The sequence below is a fragment of the Micromonospora tulbaghiae genome (assembly GCF_900091605.1).
Lineage (GTDB): Bacteria > Actinomycetota > Actinomycetes > Mycobacteriales > Micromonosporaceae > Micromonospora > Micromonospora tulbaghiae.
In genome coordinates this window covers 538,750-556,383 of the sequence record NZ_FMCQ01000002.1, presented here as the reverse complement: position 1 = coordinate 556,383, position 17,634 = coordinate 538,750, and the positions used below count along the sequence as shown (strand labels likewise).

The window sequence follows — 17,634 nt, the reverse complement described above, 5'->3', positions numbered from 1 at the left end:
CCCGACGGCGCCGACCGGGCGGGGAATGCCCGGCCGGCGCCGAGGCTGCTCAGAGCCGGTAGAAGTTGGCGTAGTGGTCGGGTGAGAACCATGTCGCCCCGGTGCTCTTGTTGACCACGATCCGGTACGCGTCCCGGGAGGCGTTGCAGGCGCGCGGGTAGACGTCGTACTCGTAGTAGGTGGCGCCGGAGGGCAACTGGCCCTCGTAGTTGTAGAACCGGCCACCGGCGAAGTTGCACTGGCCGCCGCTCCACGAGTACCACCCGCGGCTGGTCGGGAAGCTCTTGGCGGACCAGCCGGAACGGGCGGTGCGCGCGTCGGCGCAGCGGGACTGCGTGCAGGAGCCGTACACGACGGCTGCGGCGGGCTCGGCGAGCCGGGTGGAGACCGTGGACGGTGCGACGAGTGCGGCGGCGGCCACGGCGGCGACCAGGGCGGACGCGGCGAGAGCGCGGCGTACGCGGGTGACGGCGGCGCGGAACGGGGTCAAGGGATCCTCCTTGAACGGGACGACTGCGCATCGATCGGCATTGATGACCGAACGCCGCTCAGTCTGTCGAGGATCCTGCCCGGCGTACAGTCCCGATCCGGCGACGGCGCCCCGAACCCGGCGTGAACACGCGATGGCGGGTGCGGACGGGCGGCCTGAGTCGTCCGTCCGCACCCGCCGGGTGGATCAGTGCGTGAACGCCTGGAACTCGGCGATCCGCACGTTCTGCGCCTGCGGGCTGGCGGTGGCGCAGTCGGTCGCCGCCCGCGGGTCGTCGTCCTGCTCACCGGCGTAGTCCGGCGCGCCGGTGCACTGGTTGGTCAGCACCTCGACGCGCAGGTGCGTGGCCTTGGTACGCGGGATGTCGAACGACCGCATGATCAGCTCGGGTGCCCGGGGACGCGGCGCCACAGCCGGGAACGCGTCCGGCCGGCTGGTGTAGACCGGTCGGAAGTCCGCCGCGTCGGCGCAGGTCACCGGCCCGGCCGCGGTGCACGCCAGGACCCGGAACTGCCGCACCGCGGAGTACCGGCTCTGCGTGCCGGCGTCCGCGTCACCGGTGACCGGCGGGCGCAGCATGGCGCTGACCTGCACCCGGCGTACCTGCTGGACGCCGCCGGCCAGGTCGACTGTGACCTGCCGGCCGGCGACCGGCGCGCCCAGCGAGGCCCAGTTCGTGGCCTCGTCGTCGTCGGCGATCTGCGGCAGGTTGATCCCGTCACCGGTGACCCCCGCGCCCGCCGTGGCCGAGGCCAGATTGGGTCGCAACGTCACCGCCAGCGTCCGGTTCTGACCCGCCTTGACCTTCACCGGGCCGATCCGGGTGTGACCGTAGCCGGGCGCCCGCACCACGAACTCGTACGTGCCGGGCACCAGGTCCACCCGGTCGGTGAGCGGCGTGGCCGCGTCGGTGTCCGCGACCGGCACCGCCCGCGCCTGGTAACGCCCGACGAACAGCTGCGCGCCGGCCACCGGCCCGCGCTCGCCGACCGGCAGAAGGCGCAGCGAGCCCTCCCGCGCGTACGGCGAGGTGAAGCCCGGCGTGGGGTCGGCGTCGGTGTGGCCGACGCTGGCCGCGGTCTCGCCGAGGCCGCGCCCGGCGAACGCGTTCCAGAGCAGGTCCTGGTTGGCCCCGCCGAAGCGGATCCGGTCGGCGGCGAGCATCGCGTCCCGGGCGTCGACCATGCTGACCTGGCTGACCGACATCAGCAGGAACGAGTCGAAGACCAACTGGATCCAGCGCCGGTTACCCGGGCAGGCGGTCACGTCGCGGGCGCCGGTGGCACACGCCTTCTGCACGGCCGGGGTGCCGCTGCCCCAGCGGCGCATCATGGCCGCGCGGATGTCGGCGTTGGTGGCGCTCCACACCTCACCGGAGGCGTGCACCTGGAGGCCGACGAAGTCGTAGTCGACCGAGCTGTAGTTGAGCGGGCTGTCGCTCATGTTGTAGTTGCGGATGCCCGCGTTCGGGTCTCCGGTGGTGTACTCGCCGATGGTGAAGCCGCGCCGGCCGGGTGCGGCGTACCCGTGCGAGAACAGGTACTCCATGGCGAGCTGGTCCGACCAGCTCTCGCTCATGCCCTGCGGCGAGCTGACCCCGGCGCTCGGGCCGGCGATCATGCGGTTGGTGACAGCGTGGCCGTACTCGTGGGCGATCACCGACATGTCGAAGTCGCCGTCGACGCAGGGCGCGTAGAACGAGCCCGCCATCGGCTGCCACAGGTACATGTTGGTGGTCGGCGCGACGCCGTCCGGCGGGGTGATCTGGTTGGCGTTGTTACGGGCCGCGAACGCGGGCGGACCGCCGCTGATGCCGCCGGCCTGCGCGTTGCCCTGCTCGGGGTCGTCACCGAGACCGCCACGGCCGAGGTTGTCCTGCTGCATGTTCCAGGTCTCCTCGGTGAACCCGAGGTGGTAGCTCCAGTCGTGCATCCGGTTGTGCATGGCGAACAGGTTCGCCCGCGCCGCGTCGATGTCGTTCGCCTGCGGCGAGGTGAACACCTCCGGGTTGCAGCGCTGCTCCTGCCACTGGTTCGTCCACGGGTAGTCGTACCTGCGGTCCGGACGGGGCGTCGCGGTCTCGGTGCCGACGCTGAACGGGTCGTTGCTGTTCCAGTTCTGCACCGCGATCGCGTTGTTGCCCTTGGTCGTGGTGGTGGACTGGCCGGTGGCCGGGTCCACGTCCCACGCCGGGTGCCCGGGCACGCCCACCACCTCGGCGCAGCCGCGCGCCGGCACGGCGCACCACCGCTTGCGGGTGTCGACCGAGGACCTGTCGACCCGCGGCGAGTTCGGGAAGACCTCCCACGAGGGGTGGTCGGCGTCGTGGTCGATCAGGTCCTCGCGGACCAGCACGGCGCCGTCGCGGGCGTCCACATAGGTGGAGTACGCGGCCGGGTCCGCGCCGGTGGTGTCCGCGCCGAGGATCACCTCCCACGCCGCGCGCGGCCCACGGTCCGCGGTGGGGACCGCGACCAAGGAGGTACGCGTGACCTGCGCGTCGGAACGGCCGGCGTCGGCGATGGCGGCCTGGCGGGCCTGCTCGGCGCTGATCGTCGCGGGGGCCGGCGTACCGGCGTCACGGGCCAGCGAGGAGCTGACATGCCACACCGCTCCGTCGCGTACGCCGACCGACAGCATGCCGTCGACGGCGGCCGACAGATCGCCGAAGCGCTGCCGGAACAGCACCGTCGCGCCCTGCCCCATCGGCGCCACCGTCAGCAGCTCCAGCGCGGCGGCGCCGTCGGCGGTCAGCCCCAGCACGTCCCGGTTGGCGGCCACGTACGCCCGCGCGGCGGCCGCCGGGTCGGCGGGCAGGCCGGTCGCGAGCGGCTTGCCGGTCGAGGTGAGCGTGGCCGGCGTACCGAAGTCGGTCCAGCGCACACGCGCGCCGAGCGCGGCGGCCCGGTCCCGCTGCCGGTCGCTGGCGGCGACACGGCCCTTGCGGTTGTCAGTGGCCTTGGTGTCGTGCCGGTCGCCCGGCAGGTGGTCGGGTGGCGCCTGGGTACGGGTCTGTTCCCGGGGTGCCGCCTGGCCGCCGCCAGCGGCGGTCAGGACCAGACCGGCTGCCAGCAGCAGCGCGGTGGTCCCCGTCAACGCACGAGATGGTGTGCGCACGGTCCCTCCTGTCATCGTCGAACGGCGATGTCCGTTCCGCCATCCGACCAGGACGATCGACGCGCCGACACCATCCGAACATCCATAAATGTTGCTGCGTCGATTTCTCGGTGGCCCCGACGGCGGCCTCGGCCGAGCAGCTTCGAGACTCACGTCTCACCAGGCGAGACACGAAGAGATCTTGGTACGAAACGGCCCCTATGAGGGCCCTTCCGTACCAAGATCTCCACGGCGTCAACAGCATGCTGGGCGAGTCCCGGGCTACGCGAGCCGCGTGTCACCGGAAGAGCCAGATCTTCATGCACGGGGCTGAGCCTGAAGTCAGATACCCGTCAGCATCACTACCGTCCATGGTGGAGACACCCAAAGAGGTCTGCCTGACCCGCCGACACCGTTCTGCAACTTCTTCTTTGCCTCACGGCAGGGAGGTGAGGAATGCGGCCACGGCCCGACGGAAGTGCTGCGGGTTCTCGACCCACGGCAGGTGACCGGACCCGGCAAGGCTGACCCGCTCACAGTTCGGCAGCGCCTTCTCCAGCGAGTCGACGCCCGAGCGGGGACGGATGTCCTCGGGGCCGTCGATGATCAGCACGGGCAGGTCTAGTGCTCGGCACCGCGCGGCAATGTCGGATTCCCTGAGCTCCTGCTTCACCTCGGCGTTGATGGCCCGGTTGCAGTCGTGGTTGATGCCCAGCCACGGCGTGGCCATGCCCTCGGCGTGCGTCATGGCGGCGTCAGGGTCGGCGAAGTCGGCCGACCACTGCAGGACCGCCCGTTCGCGTTCCTCGGCAGGAGTGAGGGTGCGCGCACCCAGCGCCTCCCACCGGCTCAGATGAGACCCGAGCCGCCGCCTGAGATTCCGCTCGTAGTGCGGATGCCAGCCGCGTTCGGGGTCGATGCCGGTGCCGGAGACGTAGATCAGGTGACTGACCCGTTCCGGGTGCTCGATCGCGTACCGCAGCGCCAGGTGCGCGCCCCACGAGTGGCCCAGCACTGCCGTTCGCGGTCCGGCGAGGTGTTCGCGTACCGCGTCGAGGTCGGCGACGAAGCGGCCGACCGAGTACGGACCGCGCCGCTGTGAGCGTCCGCAGCCACGCTGGTCCCACCGGATGACACGGGCTTGCCCGTCGAGCAGCCGGGCGACCGGGCCGAGGTAGTCCCAGATGCCCGGGCCGCCGTGACAGAGCACCAGCGGCGCGCCGGCGCCGGCCTGGTCGGCCCACAGGCGACAACCGTCTTCGGTACGCACGTCCGCAGTCATCGACGACAGTATGGCGAGCCGGCGAGCCGACGTCGTCCGATCAGTCCTGCGTGCCGGCGAACAGCGTCCAGGCGTCGATCTCGGTCGGCGCCAGAGGACGCGCCGGCAGGTAGGACGCCAGGTCGCGGAAGTCGGCCACGGCGTTGTGGACGCACACCGCGAGCGAGAAGTGCAGCAGTTCCCGCACCGCCTGCGCGTCGGGCGCCGTGACGTCGTCGAGCAGCGGGCTTCGTACGTCCAGCGCGAACACCACGTGGCAGGCGCCCTGGTCGGCCTTCACGACGCAGTAGTAGCGCCCGGCCTCCGCCAGCCGGTTGCGGATGTTCGCCCAGGCCATCGCCCCGGAGATGTCCGGCACGTCGGCGCCGGCCACACAGGCCATCCGGAAGACCCAGCGGGCCGGGTCCTCCGGCGACACCGCGCCGTAGACCAGCACCAGGCCGCCGCGGTGGAACACGGCGAAGCCCTGCACGTCCGGGCTGAGGTGAAGGAAGTCCGGGGTCCAGACCCGGTCGTACTGCCGCTCGGCGAGGGACCGCAGGAACTGCACGGTCCGGCCGGCGGCGTGGCGAGCGTCAACACCCATGCGTTCTGGTCCTCCCCCGAAGGATCACGGAAGCTCACGCTATGAAGCGACACGGACACGGATCAAGGTGTGCCGATCGAGTCTGGATGGTCGGTCCCGTGAACGGGACCGAACCCGCTCCGGGTCCCACAGATAGGACTACGGGGCGGCTCGTCCGATCGGTCAGCACCGAGCCTCGTGCCGGGCGGAACCGCCGTGCTCGCGGCTGCGCGCGTACACCGGTCGGGGTTGTTAGCGTGGATCGCGGACCGCCACGGCGGTCCGGCCACCCCTCGCCCGACGGCCCGCGCGTCCCGTGACGCCGCGGGACGCGGTGCTGCGATCCGGCATGGAGGGGGTGCGATGACCGCGGTGCCGGAGGATCCGGGGCCGGGTGACCGCCGGCCCGCGACCGGCGCGCCGGTCGACGGCTGGCGGCGGCGCTGGAGCGTACGGACGCGGGCGCTCGGCGAGGCCGCGCGCGTGCGGACCCGGCGCTTCTGGGACGGCGCGCAGCCGACGCTGCGGCAACTCTGGTGGACCGAGGAGCCGGTGACGCCGGTGACCACAGTCGACAGGCGCGCCCCGGAGCCGCTCGCGGTGCCGGCGCAGGGCCAGGTGTACGTGTTCCTGGTGCGCGCCACCTACACCTGGTCGTCGGAGACCGCCCGGCCGGAGCTGTTCGGCTGGTACGTGGACTACTTCCAGCAGCAGGCCGCGCAGCGCCTGCACCGGCTGGCCGTCCGGTGCGCGGTGGAGGTGCCGCCGCACCGCCCGCGCGACCTGCACGCCGCGTTGACCGCCGCGCTCGCCGACGACGACCCACCGCCCTGGACGTACGCGCGCGGCGAGGTGACGTTCGCCTGCGAGCCGGACGTGACAGTGCACCTGGACGAGCGGGTGCGCAAGCTGCTTCAGCCGTACTGGGAGCAGCGCATCGCGCTGGAGTGCGAACGCGACCTGGCCCGGCGCCGCGCCGAGTACGCCGAGGAACGCGACCGGCGCGACCGGCAGGAAACGCCGTCCGCGACGCGGGCGGGGGACGTCAGCGAACCGGCCACCACGGCGCCGTCGGCCAACCGGAGCGAGGCGACGGGCCCGGCGCGGGACGCGGGAGGGATGCCGGGCGAGGCGGGGCGGGCGCGGCGTGGATCGCGGCCGGACGGACCGGTGGAGTCGTTCACCCCGTTGGAGCCACTGCTCCCCCCGCCCGCACCGCGCCCGGCCCCTGGGCAGCGGCCCCGCCCCGGCGAGCCGGAGCCGCCCCGGGTCTGAGCCGGGCGGGTCAGGCCGGGACGGCGGCCGTCTCGGGGCGGGTCTGCCGGGCGGCCAGGTACGCGGCGATGCCGGTGCTGTCCTCGGTGGCCAGGAACGCGCCGCGCGCGTTGACGAGCGCCTCGTCGGCATGGGTCAGGCAGCCCCACACCGTGTCGCCCCACGAGTCGGCGAGCTTGACCTCGGCCGGCTCGGCGCAGGGCTCGCCGCGCGGCCCGCCGATCTGGCAGTACCCGGGAGCACCGTCGCGCCGCGCGGCGACCTGGGCGGCCCGCCGGACCTGCGAGGGCCGCCCGTCCGCTGCCTGCGGGGCCGGGACGGGCAGGGACGACGACCGGGTGAACAGGATCGTGTTGCCGTCCGGGTCGACGGTGCGGCACTCACCGCCGGGAAGGTGGTCGACCGGATGGCCGGCTGCGACGAGGCGTCCGGCGGTCGCGGCGACGTCGTCGACGTAGAGGTACAGCGCGGCCGGGACCGGGCTGGCCTCAAAGATCAGCAGGGTCAGGTCGCCGCAGCGCAGGCGCGACCGGCCGTCCTCGCCGCGCTGCCCGGTGTAGCCGAACAGGGCGTAGAACCGGCCGGCCGCGTCGACGTCACCGACGTTCAGGACCGGGACCTGAGCCTGCACTCCGCTGCGCACCGCGCCACTCTACCCATTGGCGGTCCGTAAATCACGTCTTGCAGATCGGGTTTCGTCCCGGTCGGCGGGTTTCCCGGGGTCAGCAGCCGTTGGTGCTGGTCTGGTTGCGCTTGAGCCCGTCGGACCAGGTGACGCCCTGGACGACCGCCACGACGACGCTGCCGTCGTGGATCTGCTCGTAGTGCAGGTGCGGGCTGAGGTCGTACTTCGCCGACGTCGCGCCGACCCGGCCGATGACGTCGCCGCGCTTCACGGTGTCGCCCTTGGCCACCGCACGCGAGTTGAGGTGGGCGTACCGGGTGCGCCAGCCGTCGCCGTGCCCGATGACGATGGTGTTCCCGTAGCCGGAGGTGGTGGAGTAGTACGACTCCAGCACGGTGCCGGCGGCACTGGCGACCGTCCGGCGGTTGAGGTCGTCCGGGCTGCCGTTGGCGTCGTAGTGGTTCCAGTCGATGGCGTGGGCCGGGCTGTGCCCGTTCCAGTTGTTGCCCTGCCAGGTCTGCCCGCACAGGAACGGCATCCGGAAGCCCGGCCGGGCGGCCTGCGCGGGCTGCACGCCGAGCATCGCCCCGGCGACGACAGCGGTCGTGAGCAGCGCCGGCACGCGCCACCGGGCGGCGGTGGTCATCAGCGACATCGTTCCCCTCCTCGCATCGAGTGATCAGGGTCGATGCTATGGGCCGCGCGGACGTCGGGTAAATAGCTACGGGTATGAATGCCCGGCCAAAACTTTCCTACGGTCAGCCGACCAGGGCGGCGTACCGGCCGCGCCGGTCCAGCAACGCGTCGTGGGTGCCGGACTCGACGATCCGGCCGTGGTCGAGCACCGCGATGCGGTCGGCGTCGCGGACGGTGGAGAGCCGGTGCGCGATGGTCACCACGGTCCGGCCCCGGGCCAGCTCGTCCAGCGCCCGCTGGACCGCGCGCTCGGTCTCGGTGTCCAGCGCGCTCGTCGCCTCGTCCAGCACCAGGATCCGCGGGTCGCGCAGCAGGGTCCGGGCGATCGCCAGGCGCTGCTGCTCGCCGCCGGAGAACCGGTGGCCGCGCGAGCCGACCATGGTGTCGTACCCGTCGGGCAGCGCAGCGATGAGGTCGTGGATGCGGGCGGCGCGGGCGGCGGCCTCGATGTCGGCGTCGGTGGCGTCCGGGCGCGCGTACCGGAGGTTGTCCCGCACGGTGGCGTGCAGCAGGTACGTCTCCTGGCTGACCACGCCCACGACGGCGGCCAGGTCGGCCGGGCGCAGGTCGCGCAGGTCGATCCCGTCGATGGTGATGCGGCCGGCGTCCGGGTCGTGCAGCCGGCTGATCAGCGCGGCGAGCGTGCTCTTGCCGGAGCCGGTCTCCCCCACCAGGGCGAGGCTGGTGCCGGCCGGGACGTCCAGGCTGACGCCCGCGAGCGCGGCGGTGTCGCTGCCCGGGTAGCTGAAGGTGGCGTCCTCGACGCGCAGGTGGCCGCGGGCCGTGGCCGGGTCGAGCGGCACCGGGCGGGCCGGCTCGGCGACCTCGACGGGCAGGTCGAGGTATTCGAAGATCCGGGCGAACAGCGCCAGCGACGCGGTGAGCGTCACGCCCACGTTGAGCAGGCCCATCAGCGGCCGGAACAGGTTGCCCTGGAGCGCGGTGAACGCGACGAGCGTGCCGATGGTGAGCGTGCCGGCGGTGCCGGGCAGCCCGGCGCCCAGGTAGATCACCGCGGGGATGGCGGCGAAGACGATGCTCATGGCTGCCATCCGCCAGCGTCCGGCCAGCTCCGAGCGCAGTTCCAGGTCGACCAGGCGGGCCGAGGAGGCGGTGAACCGGTCGACCAGGGCCGGGCCGGTGCCGAGCGTCTTGGCCAGCCGTACGCCGCTGACCGACAGCCCCTCCTCGATGGTCACCGTGAGGTCGGCCAGTTCGCGCTGACGCTGGGCGGTGATCTCCCGGCGCAGCCGGGCGACCCGGCGGGTGAGCCAGAGCGCGGGCGGCAGCACGACCGCCGAGACCAGGGTGAGGCGCCAGCTCAGCGCCAGCATGGCGATGGTGGTGGCGACGACAGTGGTGAGGTTGGCGGCGATCGAGGTGGCGGTGGAGGTGACCACCGACTGCATGCCGCCGATGTCGTTGGTGATGCGGGACTGCACCTCGCCGGTGCGGGTGCGCACGAAGAAGCCGATCGACTGCCGCTGGAGGTGGGCGAAGACGTCGGCGCGCAGCCGGTGCATGACCTCCTGACCGACGCGGGTGGAGATCCAGGTCTGCGCGACGCCGAGCACGGCGGTGACAGCGGCCACCGCGACCATGCCCGCGACCAGCCAGGCCAGCAGCGTCAGGTCACGCTCGGGCAGGGCCCGGTCGATCACGGCACGCAGCAGGAACGGCGTGGCCATCGCGATGATCGAGGACGCCACGATGATCGCCACGACGGTGGCGAGCGGGCCTCGGTGGGCGGTGAACAGGCCGCCGATCCGGCGCAGGGACACCTCGCGGGCCTGGGCCTTCTCGGCGGGGGAAACGGTTCGGCCGTCACGGCGGCCGTCGGGGATGCGATCCAAGGGTGCTCCTCATGTGGGGGACGATGCTGAGGTTAACGACAATGCTGAGGTTACCTCAACATGAGGGAGCAACACGAAATACTGCTACCGTATTCCCCGTGAGCGGCAGCGACGAGAGCCTGGCCGAGACGTTCTGGGCGGTGACCCGCCGACTGCGTCACCAGACCAAACGCGCGCTGGAGCCGTGGGAGATCAGCCCCGGGCAGGCGCGGGCGCTCGGCGTGCTGATGCGTCACGGCGCGCTGCGGCCCGGCGCACTCGCCGAGCACCTGCGCATCGCGCCGCGCTCGGCCACCGAGGTGGTCGACGGGTTGCAGGAGCGGGGCCTGGTCGAGCGCCGGCCCGACCCGGACGACCGGCGGGCCACGCTTGTCGCCCCCACCGCCGAGGGCGAGCGGGTGGGCACCGCCATCCGGCAGGCGCGGGCCACCGAGGCGGCACGGTTCTTCGGCGCGCTCGCACCGGAGGACCGGACCGAGCTGGCCAGAATCCTGCGCCTGCTGCGCGAGGACTAGGTCTCCGGCTTCCCCGGTTTCACCCGTTCCGGGTGAGGCGACAGGCCCCGTGGCGGGGAATAGCGCCATCGGGAGGAGGGCCGATGGTCGACGCCACCGAAGAGTTCTTCCGGAGCCTGGGGCAGCACAGGCAGCGCGGGCTGACAGCGCTGCACGAGGGCACCGTCCGGTTCGACATCGCCGGCGACGGCTCGGTCGACCACTGGCTGGTCTCCATCGCCCGGGGCGAGGTCACCGCGGCGCGGCAGGCCACCGGCGGGGACGCGGTCGTCCGGGCGGACCGGGCCGTCTTCGACCGGATCGCGCGGGGCGAGGCGTACTTCCTGACCACGGTCCTGCGCGGCGAGGCCGAGGTGGAGGGCAGCCCGCGGCTGTTCGCGACCGTACGCCGACTGTTCCCCTCCCCGCCCGGCTCGCGCCCGGAACGACACCGGGGAGACGACGATGGCTGACGGCCACGTCGGCATCTTCGACGGGACGATCTTCCTGGTCTGCGACCGGGCGGGCGACATCGTCCCGGCGGCCGACGCCACCCACGGCCTGTTCGCCCACGACACCCGCCTGCTGTCCCGGTGGCAGCTCACCATCGACGGCGAGCGGCTCAGCACGCTGTCCATCGACGACATCCAGTACTTCGAGAACCGGTTCTACCTGGTTCCGGGCAGTCAGGACGTCTACGTCAACAGCACGCTGGAGGTGCGCCGGACCCACCGGCTCGACACCGGACTCCAGGAGGACCTGCTCCTGGTCAACAACGACCGGCGGCCCGTCGACCTGACCGTGCGGATCGAGGTGGACGCGGACTTCGCGGACCTCTTCGCGGTCAAGGAGGGCGCGACGAACCGCGAGGGGCGGCACTACCGGCGGGTCGACGGCCCGCGACTCGTCCTGGGTTACCAGCGCGAACGCTACCGCCGCGAGACGATCGTGTCGGCGACGGCTCCGGCGGAGGTGGACGAGAGCGGCCTGACGCTGCGCGTGCACATCGAACCGCACGGCCGGTGGCAGACCCGGTTGAGCGCCGAGCCGGACCTCTCCCTGCCCCGAGGGCTGGAGCGGCTCAGCCTGCCCGGACGGGTCGAGGGCCACGCCCGGAACAAGCCCGCCGAGCTACGGGAGTGGCTGGACCGGGCGCCGCGCCTGGAGACCAGCTGGGGACCGTTGCAGAACACCTACCGGCAGAGCCTCATCGACCTGGCCGCGCTGCGGTTCAGTCCGTTCCTCGCCGGAGCCGGGTGCGTCCTGGCCGCCGGGTTGCCCTGGTTCATGTGCCTGTTCGGCCGCGACAGCATCCTCACCAGCCTCCAGGCGCTGCCGTTCGCACCCGAACTCGCCGCCACCACGCTCACCGTGCTCGCCTTCCGCCAGGGCAGCCGGATCGACGACTTCCGGGAGGAGGAGCCGGGCCGGATCCTGCACGAGATGCGCTACGGCGAGCTGACCGTCTTCGACGAGACACCGCACAGCCCCTACTTCGGCAGCGCGGACGCCACTCCCCTGTTCCTCGTGCTGCTCGACGAGTACGAGCGGTGGACCGGCGACGCCGCCCTCGTACGCGCGGTGGAGCAGGAGGCGCGGGCGGCCGTCGACTGGATCGACCACTACGCCGACCGGGCCGGCAACGGCTACGTCTCCTACGAGCGGCGCAACCCGGTGAACGGCCTGGAGAACCAGTGCTGGAAGGACTCCTGGGACAGCATCTCCCACCGCGACGGCCGGCTGCCGGGCTTCCCGCGCGCCACCTGCGAACTCCAGGGGTACGCGTACGACGCGAAGGTGCGCACCGCCCGGCTGGCCCGCGAGATCTGGCGCGACCCGGCGTACGCGGACCGGCTGGAGCGGGACGCCGCCGACCTCAGGCGCCGCTTCAACCACGACTTCTGGATCGACGACGGCGAGTACATGGCGCTGGCGCTGGACGGCGACGGTCGCCGGGTGGACGCCCTGTCGTCGAACATCGGCCACCTGCTGTGGAGCGGCATCGTCGAGGAGCCGAAGGCCGAGGCCCTGGTACGGCACCTGATGTCACCGGCGATGTTCAGCGGCTGGGGTGTCCGCACGCTGGCCGAGGGCGAGGCCCGCTACAACCCGGTCGGCTACCACGTCGGGACCATCTGGCCGTTCGACAACTCGTTCATCGCCTGGGGTCTGCGGCGCTACGGGTACGCCGACGAGGCGGCCCGCATCGCGGCCGGCATCCTGGACGCGGCGGCCTTCTACGACGGCCGGCTGCCGGAGGCGTTCGCCGGGCACGCCCGGTCCGAGACCCGCTACCCGATCCGCTATCCGACCGCGTGCAGCCCGCAGGCCTGGTCGGCCGGGGCGCCGCTGCTGCTCCTGCGGACGATGCTCGGGCTCCGGCCGGTCGGCGACGATCTCGTGGCCCGGCCCGCCCTGCCTGCTAGCCTCGACTACGTGGCGTTGCTCGACGTCCCCGGCCGCTGGGGGCGCCGGGACGCCTTCGGCAGGAGCACCGCCGCCGGCGGCCTGAGCCGCTACGAGCTGGCGCCGCAGCAACTCTCCGCACCGTGACGGGATCGACATGCAGCGCATCGACTGGGCGCACACCGCGGTCGTGGGCGTCCACTGGCAACACGAGGTGGTCAGCCCGGACGGCGTCTTCGGCCCGTTCTTCGCCGGCCAGGTGGCCCGGCACGGCGTGGCGGCGAACGCGGCCCGGGTCGCCGTCGCCGCGCGGGCGGCGGGCGGCCTGGTCGTCTTCACCCGCGTCGCCTACCGGCCCGGCTATCCGGACCTGATCGCCAACACCCCGAGCTTCGCCATGATCAGGGAACACGGGGCGTTCCTGGAGGGCGACCCGAAGACCCGGATCGTCGACGAGGTCGCGCGGCAGCCGGGCGACGTCGTCGTCACCTCCACCCGGCTCGGCGGGTTCTTCGGCACCGAACTGGACCTGATCCTGCGCGGCCGGGGCGTGCGGACAGTCGTGTTCACCGGCGTCGCGACGAACCTGGCCGTCACCGGCACCGCCTACCAGGCGGTCGACCACGGGTACCGCATCGTCACCGTCTCCGACGCGTGCACGGCGGCCACCGACGAGCTGCACGACACCTACCTGAGCACGCTGGGTCAGCTCGGCGAGGTCGCGGCCGCCGGCGAGATCGCCTGACGGCCGCCGGGGCGCTCAGCTCAGGCCGCCGGGAGCGTCAGCGCAGGCCGGCGGCGATCGCGTCGACCAGCAGCGCGCCGAGCGTACGGGCCATCACGGCGCGGGCGGCGTCGACGTCGAGCCCCATCGAGTCGCGCATCATCGACCAGGCCGACCAGGTGCCGGCCACCGTGAGCGCGTCCACCAACTGTTCCCGGCCCGGCCCGGCCTGCGCCAGCTCCGGGGCGAACACCGCCTCGATCTCCTGCCGGACCCGGGTGACGGCCGCCTCCCGGTTGCGGCGCAACTGCGGGGAGAACGGCTCCCGCAGCGCCGACGCGCGGGCCGAGGGCGCCAGCACCTCCAGCAGCCGGGCGCGCTGGTCGCAGAACGCGGCGATCCGGGCGGTCAGCGGCAGCTCCGGCGACACCGGCCGCCAGAGCGCGGCCTGCCGCTCGCCGACCCGCCGCCCGGTCGCGGCGAACAGCGTCTCCATGTCCTTGAAGTTGGTCCAGAGCGTGCGCAGCGACACCCCGGCCCGCTCGGCGATCCGTTCCCCGGTGGGCCGCAGGTCACCGGAGTCGATCAGGGCCAGGTGCGCCTCCACGATCGCGGCGCGGGTCCGCTCGGCCCGCGCCGCCCGGCCGTCCACCCGCTCCGGCGGGTCGGTCTCCAGCTCGATCATGGGTACGGGCTCTCCTGTTGCTCGTCTGCCGGCGGCCACTCTACGTGCGTGCCGCCGGGCGACCGGCACCCGGCCGCCCGGCGACAGCACTGTGGTCAGGACGTCGGCACGGCGTCCGCGGGCGGGTTCGTCGGCGGGTCGGTGAACTCGGTGACGGCGCCGTCACCGTCGTCGGTGGTGTACGCGGGACCGAAGTACGCCTGCACGCCGTTGCTCACCTTGGTGAGCCGGACCCCGCCGTAGCCGGCGTGCACGCCCTCGGCGTACCGGAAGGGGACCAGGCCCGGGCCGCGGAAGCCGCCCTTGCGCACGGCCTCGACCAGCTTCTCCCGGGTGGGATCGGGCCCGGCGGCGAGCATCGCCTGCACGAACGTGTACGCCATCGAGTAGCCGTAGATCGCGTTGCCGTCGACCGGGTTGCCGGCGTTGTACTTCTGGTGGATCTTGGTGAACTCCTGGATCCACGGGTTCGCGGTGTCGGCCACGTTCGGCAGGTAGTTGTCGGCCACCATGCCCTCGAGGATCACCTTCTTGTCGCCGAGCTGCGCGGACAGCGTGGTGTAGTCGGCGCCCACGTTGGACACCACCCACTGCGCCTTGAAGCCCTGCCCGGCGGCCTGGCCCATGGCGAGCGCGGTGAAGCCGGGGATGGTCGCCGCGACGACCACCTGGCAGCCGGCCGCGCGCAGCGCCCCGATCGCCGGGCCGACCTGCTGGTTGGTGGTGGTGTACGTCTGCTTCGCCGCGACCGGGCCGAGGACCTGCTCGACGCCGGCCAGCGAGTCCCGCCCGAAGTCGTCGTTCTGCCCGAAGTGGCAGACCTTCGCGCCGGGGAACTCGCGCTTGACGTAGCCGGCCAGGATCTTGCCCTCGACCGTGTAGTCGGGCTGCCAGCCGAACGTCGTCGGATACTTGTCCGGCTGGTTCCAGTTGCGGCTGCCGGAGGCGACGAACAGGTCCGGCACCTTCTGCGTCTTGACGAACTCCAGCACGTTCGTGTGCGTGGGCGTGCCCAGGCCGCCGAGCAGCGCGAAGACCTTGTCGTCGAGCACCAGCTTGCGGACCACGTTCTCGGTGTTGGCGGGGTTGTAGCCGTCGTCCATGACCTTGTAGACGATCTTCCGGCCGTGCACGCCGCCCTTGCTGTTGACGTGCTCGAAGTACGCCTTGGTGGCGGCGGAGATCTTCGAGTAGCCGGGCGCGGCCGGTCCGGTGAGCGGTTGGTGGGTGCCGATGACGACCTCGGAGTCGCTGACGCCGGGGACGTTCTCGGCGGCCTGCTTCTCGTCGTCGGCGCAAGCAGGTAACGCGGCCAGCAGGGCCAGGCCTGCGGCGGCCGCGAGAACGCGGCGGGTGGTGGGGCGCATGGTTCTCCAATCCGGTGCGACGGTGCGAACGGTGGGTGGAACCGGTGAGGTCAGCGGTCCGGCGACCGGGTGGCCCGGCGACGGCGCAGCGCCGCGAGCAGCCGGGCGCGCACGGCGCGGACGCCCCCGGCGATGCCGCCCGGGGCGGCGAGCATGACGACGATGAGGACCAGGCCGAACACGGCGAGCGCGAGGTTGCCCTCCAGCCGCTGAGCCAGCCCGGCGGAGAGGCTGAGGTGTTCGGTGAGCAGACCGGGCAGGTCCTGGAGCGCCACCAGCAGCACCGCTCCCCAGACCGCGCCGGCCAGGCTGCCCAGCCCGCCGATCACGATCGCCATGAGCAGGAACAGCGACAGGTCCAGCGGGAACTTGCCGGGCGCGACGGTGGCGGTGAGCATGGCGTACACGCCGCCGCCCAGGCCGGCGCAGGCGGCGCTGACCACGAACGCGAGCACCTGCGTGCGGGCCACCGGGATACCGGCGAGCCGGGCGGCGACCTCGTCGTCGCGGACCGCCCGCAGGGACCGGCCGAAGCGGCTGCGGACCAGGTTCGCCAGCAGCAGCATGGTGAGCAGCGCGGCGGCCAGCGCGATCCAGGCCAGCCAGCGTTCGGGCTGGAAGTAGGCGCCGAGTGCCGCCGGTGGCGTCTGGGCCGGGAACGGCAGACCCTGCTCGCCGTTGAACACGCCGGTGAAGATCGTGGTGACCGCCGGGACGAGCGTCGCCACGGCCAGGGTCACACCGGCCAGGTAGGGGCCGCGCAGCCGGGCCGCCGCCAGCCCGACGACGAGCCCGCCGAGCGCGGTCACCGCGACGGCCGCGAGCAGCGACGCGGGCAGCGTCCACCAGCCGCGTACGGCCCGCTCGTCGAGGGCCTGCTGGGTCAGCGCCATGGTGTACGCGCCGGTGGCCATCAGCGCGCCGTGCCCGAGGGAGAGCTGGCCGTTGAGCCCGACCAGCACGGTGTGCCCGGCGGTGACGCAGAGGAACGCGCAGACGCGCGCCACCTGGAGGTTCTGGTACGGCGCGAGCTGGTTGGTGACCAGCACGACGAGCGTGCCGACGAATACGGCCACCGCGAGGTGGCGCAGCAGCGTGGATCCGCGCGCCTCGCGTCCGGCGGGTGCGCCGGGGAGCAGCCGACGCAGCGGGGACGGCGCGGCGGGCGCGATCTCGGTGGGTGTGCTCGTCACACGTGCCTCGCTCTCGCCGCGGAGAAGAGCCCGCCGGGGCGGACCAGCAGGACGGCCAGCAGCAACACCAGGACGGCCAGCGGGGTGGTGTCCGGTCCCAGGTAGCCGGTGACGTAGGACAGGATCAGCCCGACCAGCAGGCCGCCGACGACAGCGCCGACCGGGCTGTCCAGGCCGCCGACCACGGCGGCGGTGAACGCGACCACGAATACCAGGTCCATGGCGTGCGAGTGCAGGCCGAGTCCGGTGGGGACGACCAGCATGCCGGCGAGCGCGCCGACCCCGGCGGCGAGCGCCCAGCCCAGTGTGAGCATCCGGCCGACGCTGACGCCGAGCAGCCGGGACACCTCGGGTGCGAACGCGGCGGCCCGCATGCGCAGGCCGACCGGGGTACGGGTGAACAGCAGCGCGAGCAGCGCCACCACTGTGAGCGCCGAGCCGAGCACCCACAGGTCGTACGGGGACAGCGCGGCCACCCCGCCGATGGTGAGCGCGTCGGTGTCGAACGGTGCCGGGGCGGGCCGGTAGTCGTTGCCGAAGACCATGCCGAGCATCGCCTGGATGACGAGCACCAGGCCGAGCGCGACGATCACCTGGTTGAGCGGGCCGCCGGGGCCGGCGAACCGCATCAGCAGCCGCTCCACCAGCGCGCCCAGGGCCAGTCCGGACAGGATCGCGGCGGCCAGGCCCAGCCAGTACGAGCCGGTGGCGGAGACGACCGCGTACCCGACGTAGGCGGTGGCCACGGCCATCGCGCCCTGGGCGAAGTTGACCACCCGGGCGGCCCGCCAGATGAGCACCAGCGCGAGCGCGAACGCCGCGTACACCGCCCCGGAGGCGAGCCCGTCGAAGGTGAGGAACCAGAACCGCTCCATCCGCGACC

At 72.8% G+C, this 17,634-nt stretch carries 16 protein-coding genes; 5 read left to right on the top strand and 11 right to left on the bottom strand.

Features of this window, described 5'->3' with window-relative positions; all coding sequences use genetic code 11:
* Nucleotides 1-49: 49 nt before the first annotated feature.
* From GA0070562_RS07550 to GA0070562_RS07535, 4 genes are all read right to left on the bottom strand, one after another.
* Complete coding sequence (locus tag GA0070562_RS07550; RefSeq protein ID WP_091417560.1) at nucleotides 50-490, bottom strand: ribonuclease domain-containing protein; 441 nt, start codon at nucleotides 488-490, stop codon at nucleotides 50-52.
* A 186-nt stretch (nucleotides 491-676) separates the two neighbouring features.
* Nucleotides 677-3,586 (bottom strand): M36 family metallopeptidase, encoded by a 2,910-nt coding sequence (locus tag GA0070562_RS07545; RefSeq protein WP_244254892.1) that lies wholly within the window; start codon nucleotides 3,584-3,586, stop codon nucleotides 677-679.
* 436 nt (nucleotides 3,587-4,022) lie between these two features.
* Entirely contained in the window at nucleotides 4,023-4,868 is an 846-nt protein-coding gene (locus GA0070562_RS07540) for an alpha/beta fold hydrolase (RefSeq protein WP_091417553.1), read from the bottom strand.
* A 40-nt stretch (nucleotides 4,869-4,908) separates the two neighbouring features.
* Nucleotides 4,909-5,454, bottom strand: a complete 546-nt coding sequence (locus GA0070562_RS07535) for a hypothetical protein (protein ID WP_091417550.1) — start codon at nucleotides 5,452-5,454, stop codon at nucleotides 4,909-4,911.
* A 342-nt stretch (nucleotides 5,455-5,796) separates the two neighbouring features.
* Between GA0070562_RS07535 and GA0070562_RS07530 the strand changes: the two genes are divergently transcribed.
* Complete coding sequence (locus tag GA0070562_RS07530) at nucleotides 5,797-6,708, top strand: hypothetical protein (RefSeq protein WP_091417547.1); 912 nt, start codon at nucleotides 5,797-5,799, stop codon at nucleotides 6,706-6,708.
* Between the two features lie 10 nt (nucleotides 6,709-6,718).
* Here GA0070562_RS07530 and GA0070562_RS07525 read toward each other — a convergent pair whose 3' ends face one another.
* From GA0070562_RS07525 to GA0070562_RS07515, 3 genes are all read right to left on the bottom strand, one after another.
* Complete coding sequence (locus tag GA0070562_RS07525; RefSeq protein ID WP_091417544.1) at nucleotides 6,719-7,351, bottom strand: VOC family protein; 633 nt, start codon at nucleotides 7,349-7,351, stop codon at nucleotides 6,719-6,721.
* 79 nt (nucleotides 7,352-7,430) lie between these two features.
* Nucleotides 7,431-7,988, bottom strand: a complete 558-nt coding sequence (locus tag GA0070562_RS07520) for a M23 family metallopeptidase (protein ID WP_091417541.1) — start codon at nucleotides 7,986-7,988, stop codon at nucleotides 7,431-7,433.
* A gap of 103 nt (nucleotides 7,989-8,091) precedes the next feature.
* A complete protein-coding gene (locus GA0070562_RS07515; protein WP_091417536.1) occupies nucleotides 8,092-9,882 on the bottom strand; it encodes an ABC transporter ATP-binding protein in 1,791 nt (596 codons plus the stop codon).
* A 98-nt stretch (nucleotides 9,883-9,980) separates the two neighbouring features.
* On the opposite strand from GA0070562_RS07515, the gene GA0070562_RS07510 reads away from it, so the two are divergent.
* The 4 genes from GA0070562_RS07510 (at nucleotide 9,981) to GA0070562_RS07495 (ending at nucleotide 13,527) form a co-directional block, all read left to right on the top strand.
* Nucleotides 9,981-10,397, top strand: a complete 417-nt coding sequence (locus GA0070562_RS07510) for a MarR family winged helix-turn-helix transcriptional regulator (RefSeq protein ID WP_091417533.1) — start codon at nucleotides 9,981-9,983, stop codon at nucleotides 10,395-10,397.
* A gap of 83 nt (nucleotides 10,398-10,480) precedes the next feature.
* Nucleotides 10,481-10,849 carry an SCP2 sterol-binding domain-containing protein gene (locus tag GA0070562_RS07505; RefSeq protein ID WP_091417529.1) on the top strand — a complete coding sequence of 123 codons (369 nt, stop codon included), beginning with the start codon at nucleotides 10,481-10,483 and terminating at the stop codon, nucleotides 10,847-10,849.
* Nucleotides 10,842-12,929, top strand: coding sequence for an amylo-alpha-1,6-glucosidase (locus GA0070562_RS07500; RefSeq protein WP_091417526.1), 2,088 nt, complete (start codon nucleotides 10,842-10,844; stop codon nucleotides 12,927-12,929). Before GA0070562_RS07505 ends, GA0070562_RS07500 begins: the two co-directional genes overlap by 8 nt.
* A 10-nt stretch (nucleotides 12,930-12,939) precedes the next feature.
* The gene (locus GA0070562_RS07495) at nucleotides 12,940-13,527 is read left to right on the top strand and encodes a cysteine hydrolase family protein (protein WP_091417523.1); all 588 of its coding nucleotides are present in this window, start codon (nucleotides 12,940-12,942) and stop codon (nucleotides 13,525-13,527) included.
* A 37-nt stretch (nucleotides 13,528-13,564) separates the two neighbouring features.
* On the opposite strand, the gene GA0070562_RS07490 is transcribed toward GA0070562_RS07495, so the two are convergent.
* From GA0070562_RS07490 to GA0070562_RS07475, 4 genes are all read right to left on the bottom strand, one after another.
* Nucleotides 13,565-14,191 (bottom strand): TetR/AcrR family transcriptional regulator, encoded by a 627-nt coding sequence (locus tag GA0070562_RS07490; protein WP_091417520.1) that lies wholly within the window; start codon nucleotides 14,189-14,191, stop codon nucleotides 13,565-13,567.
* Between the two features lie 95 nt (nucleotides 14,192-14,286).
* Nucleotides 14,287-15,558, bottom strand: coding sequence for an ABC transporter substrate-binding protein (locus GA0070562_RS07485; RefSeq protein ID WP_091417517.1), 1,272 nt, complete (start codon nucleotides 15,556-15,558; stop codon nucleotides 14,287-14,289).
* 50 nt (nucleotides 15,559-15,608) lie between these two features.
* Nucleotides 15,609-16,751, bottom strand: a complete 1,143-nt coding sequence (locus tag GA0070562_RS07480; protein ID WP_091417514.1) for a branched-chain amino acid ABC transporter permease — start codon at nucleotides 16,749-16,751, stop codon at nucleotides 15,609-15,611.
* Nucleotides 16,748-17,626, bottom strand: a complete 879-nt coding sequence (locus GA0070562_RS07475) for a branched-chain amino acid ABC transporter permease (RefSeq protein ID WP_091417510.1) — start codon at nucleotides 17,624-17,626, stop codon at nucleotides 16,748-16,750. Before GA0070562_RS07475 ends, GA0070562_RS07480 begins: the two co-directional genes overlap by 4 nt.
* Between the last annotated feature and the right edge of the window lie 8 nt (nucleotides 17,627-17,634).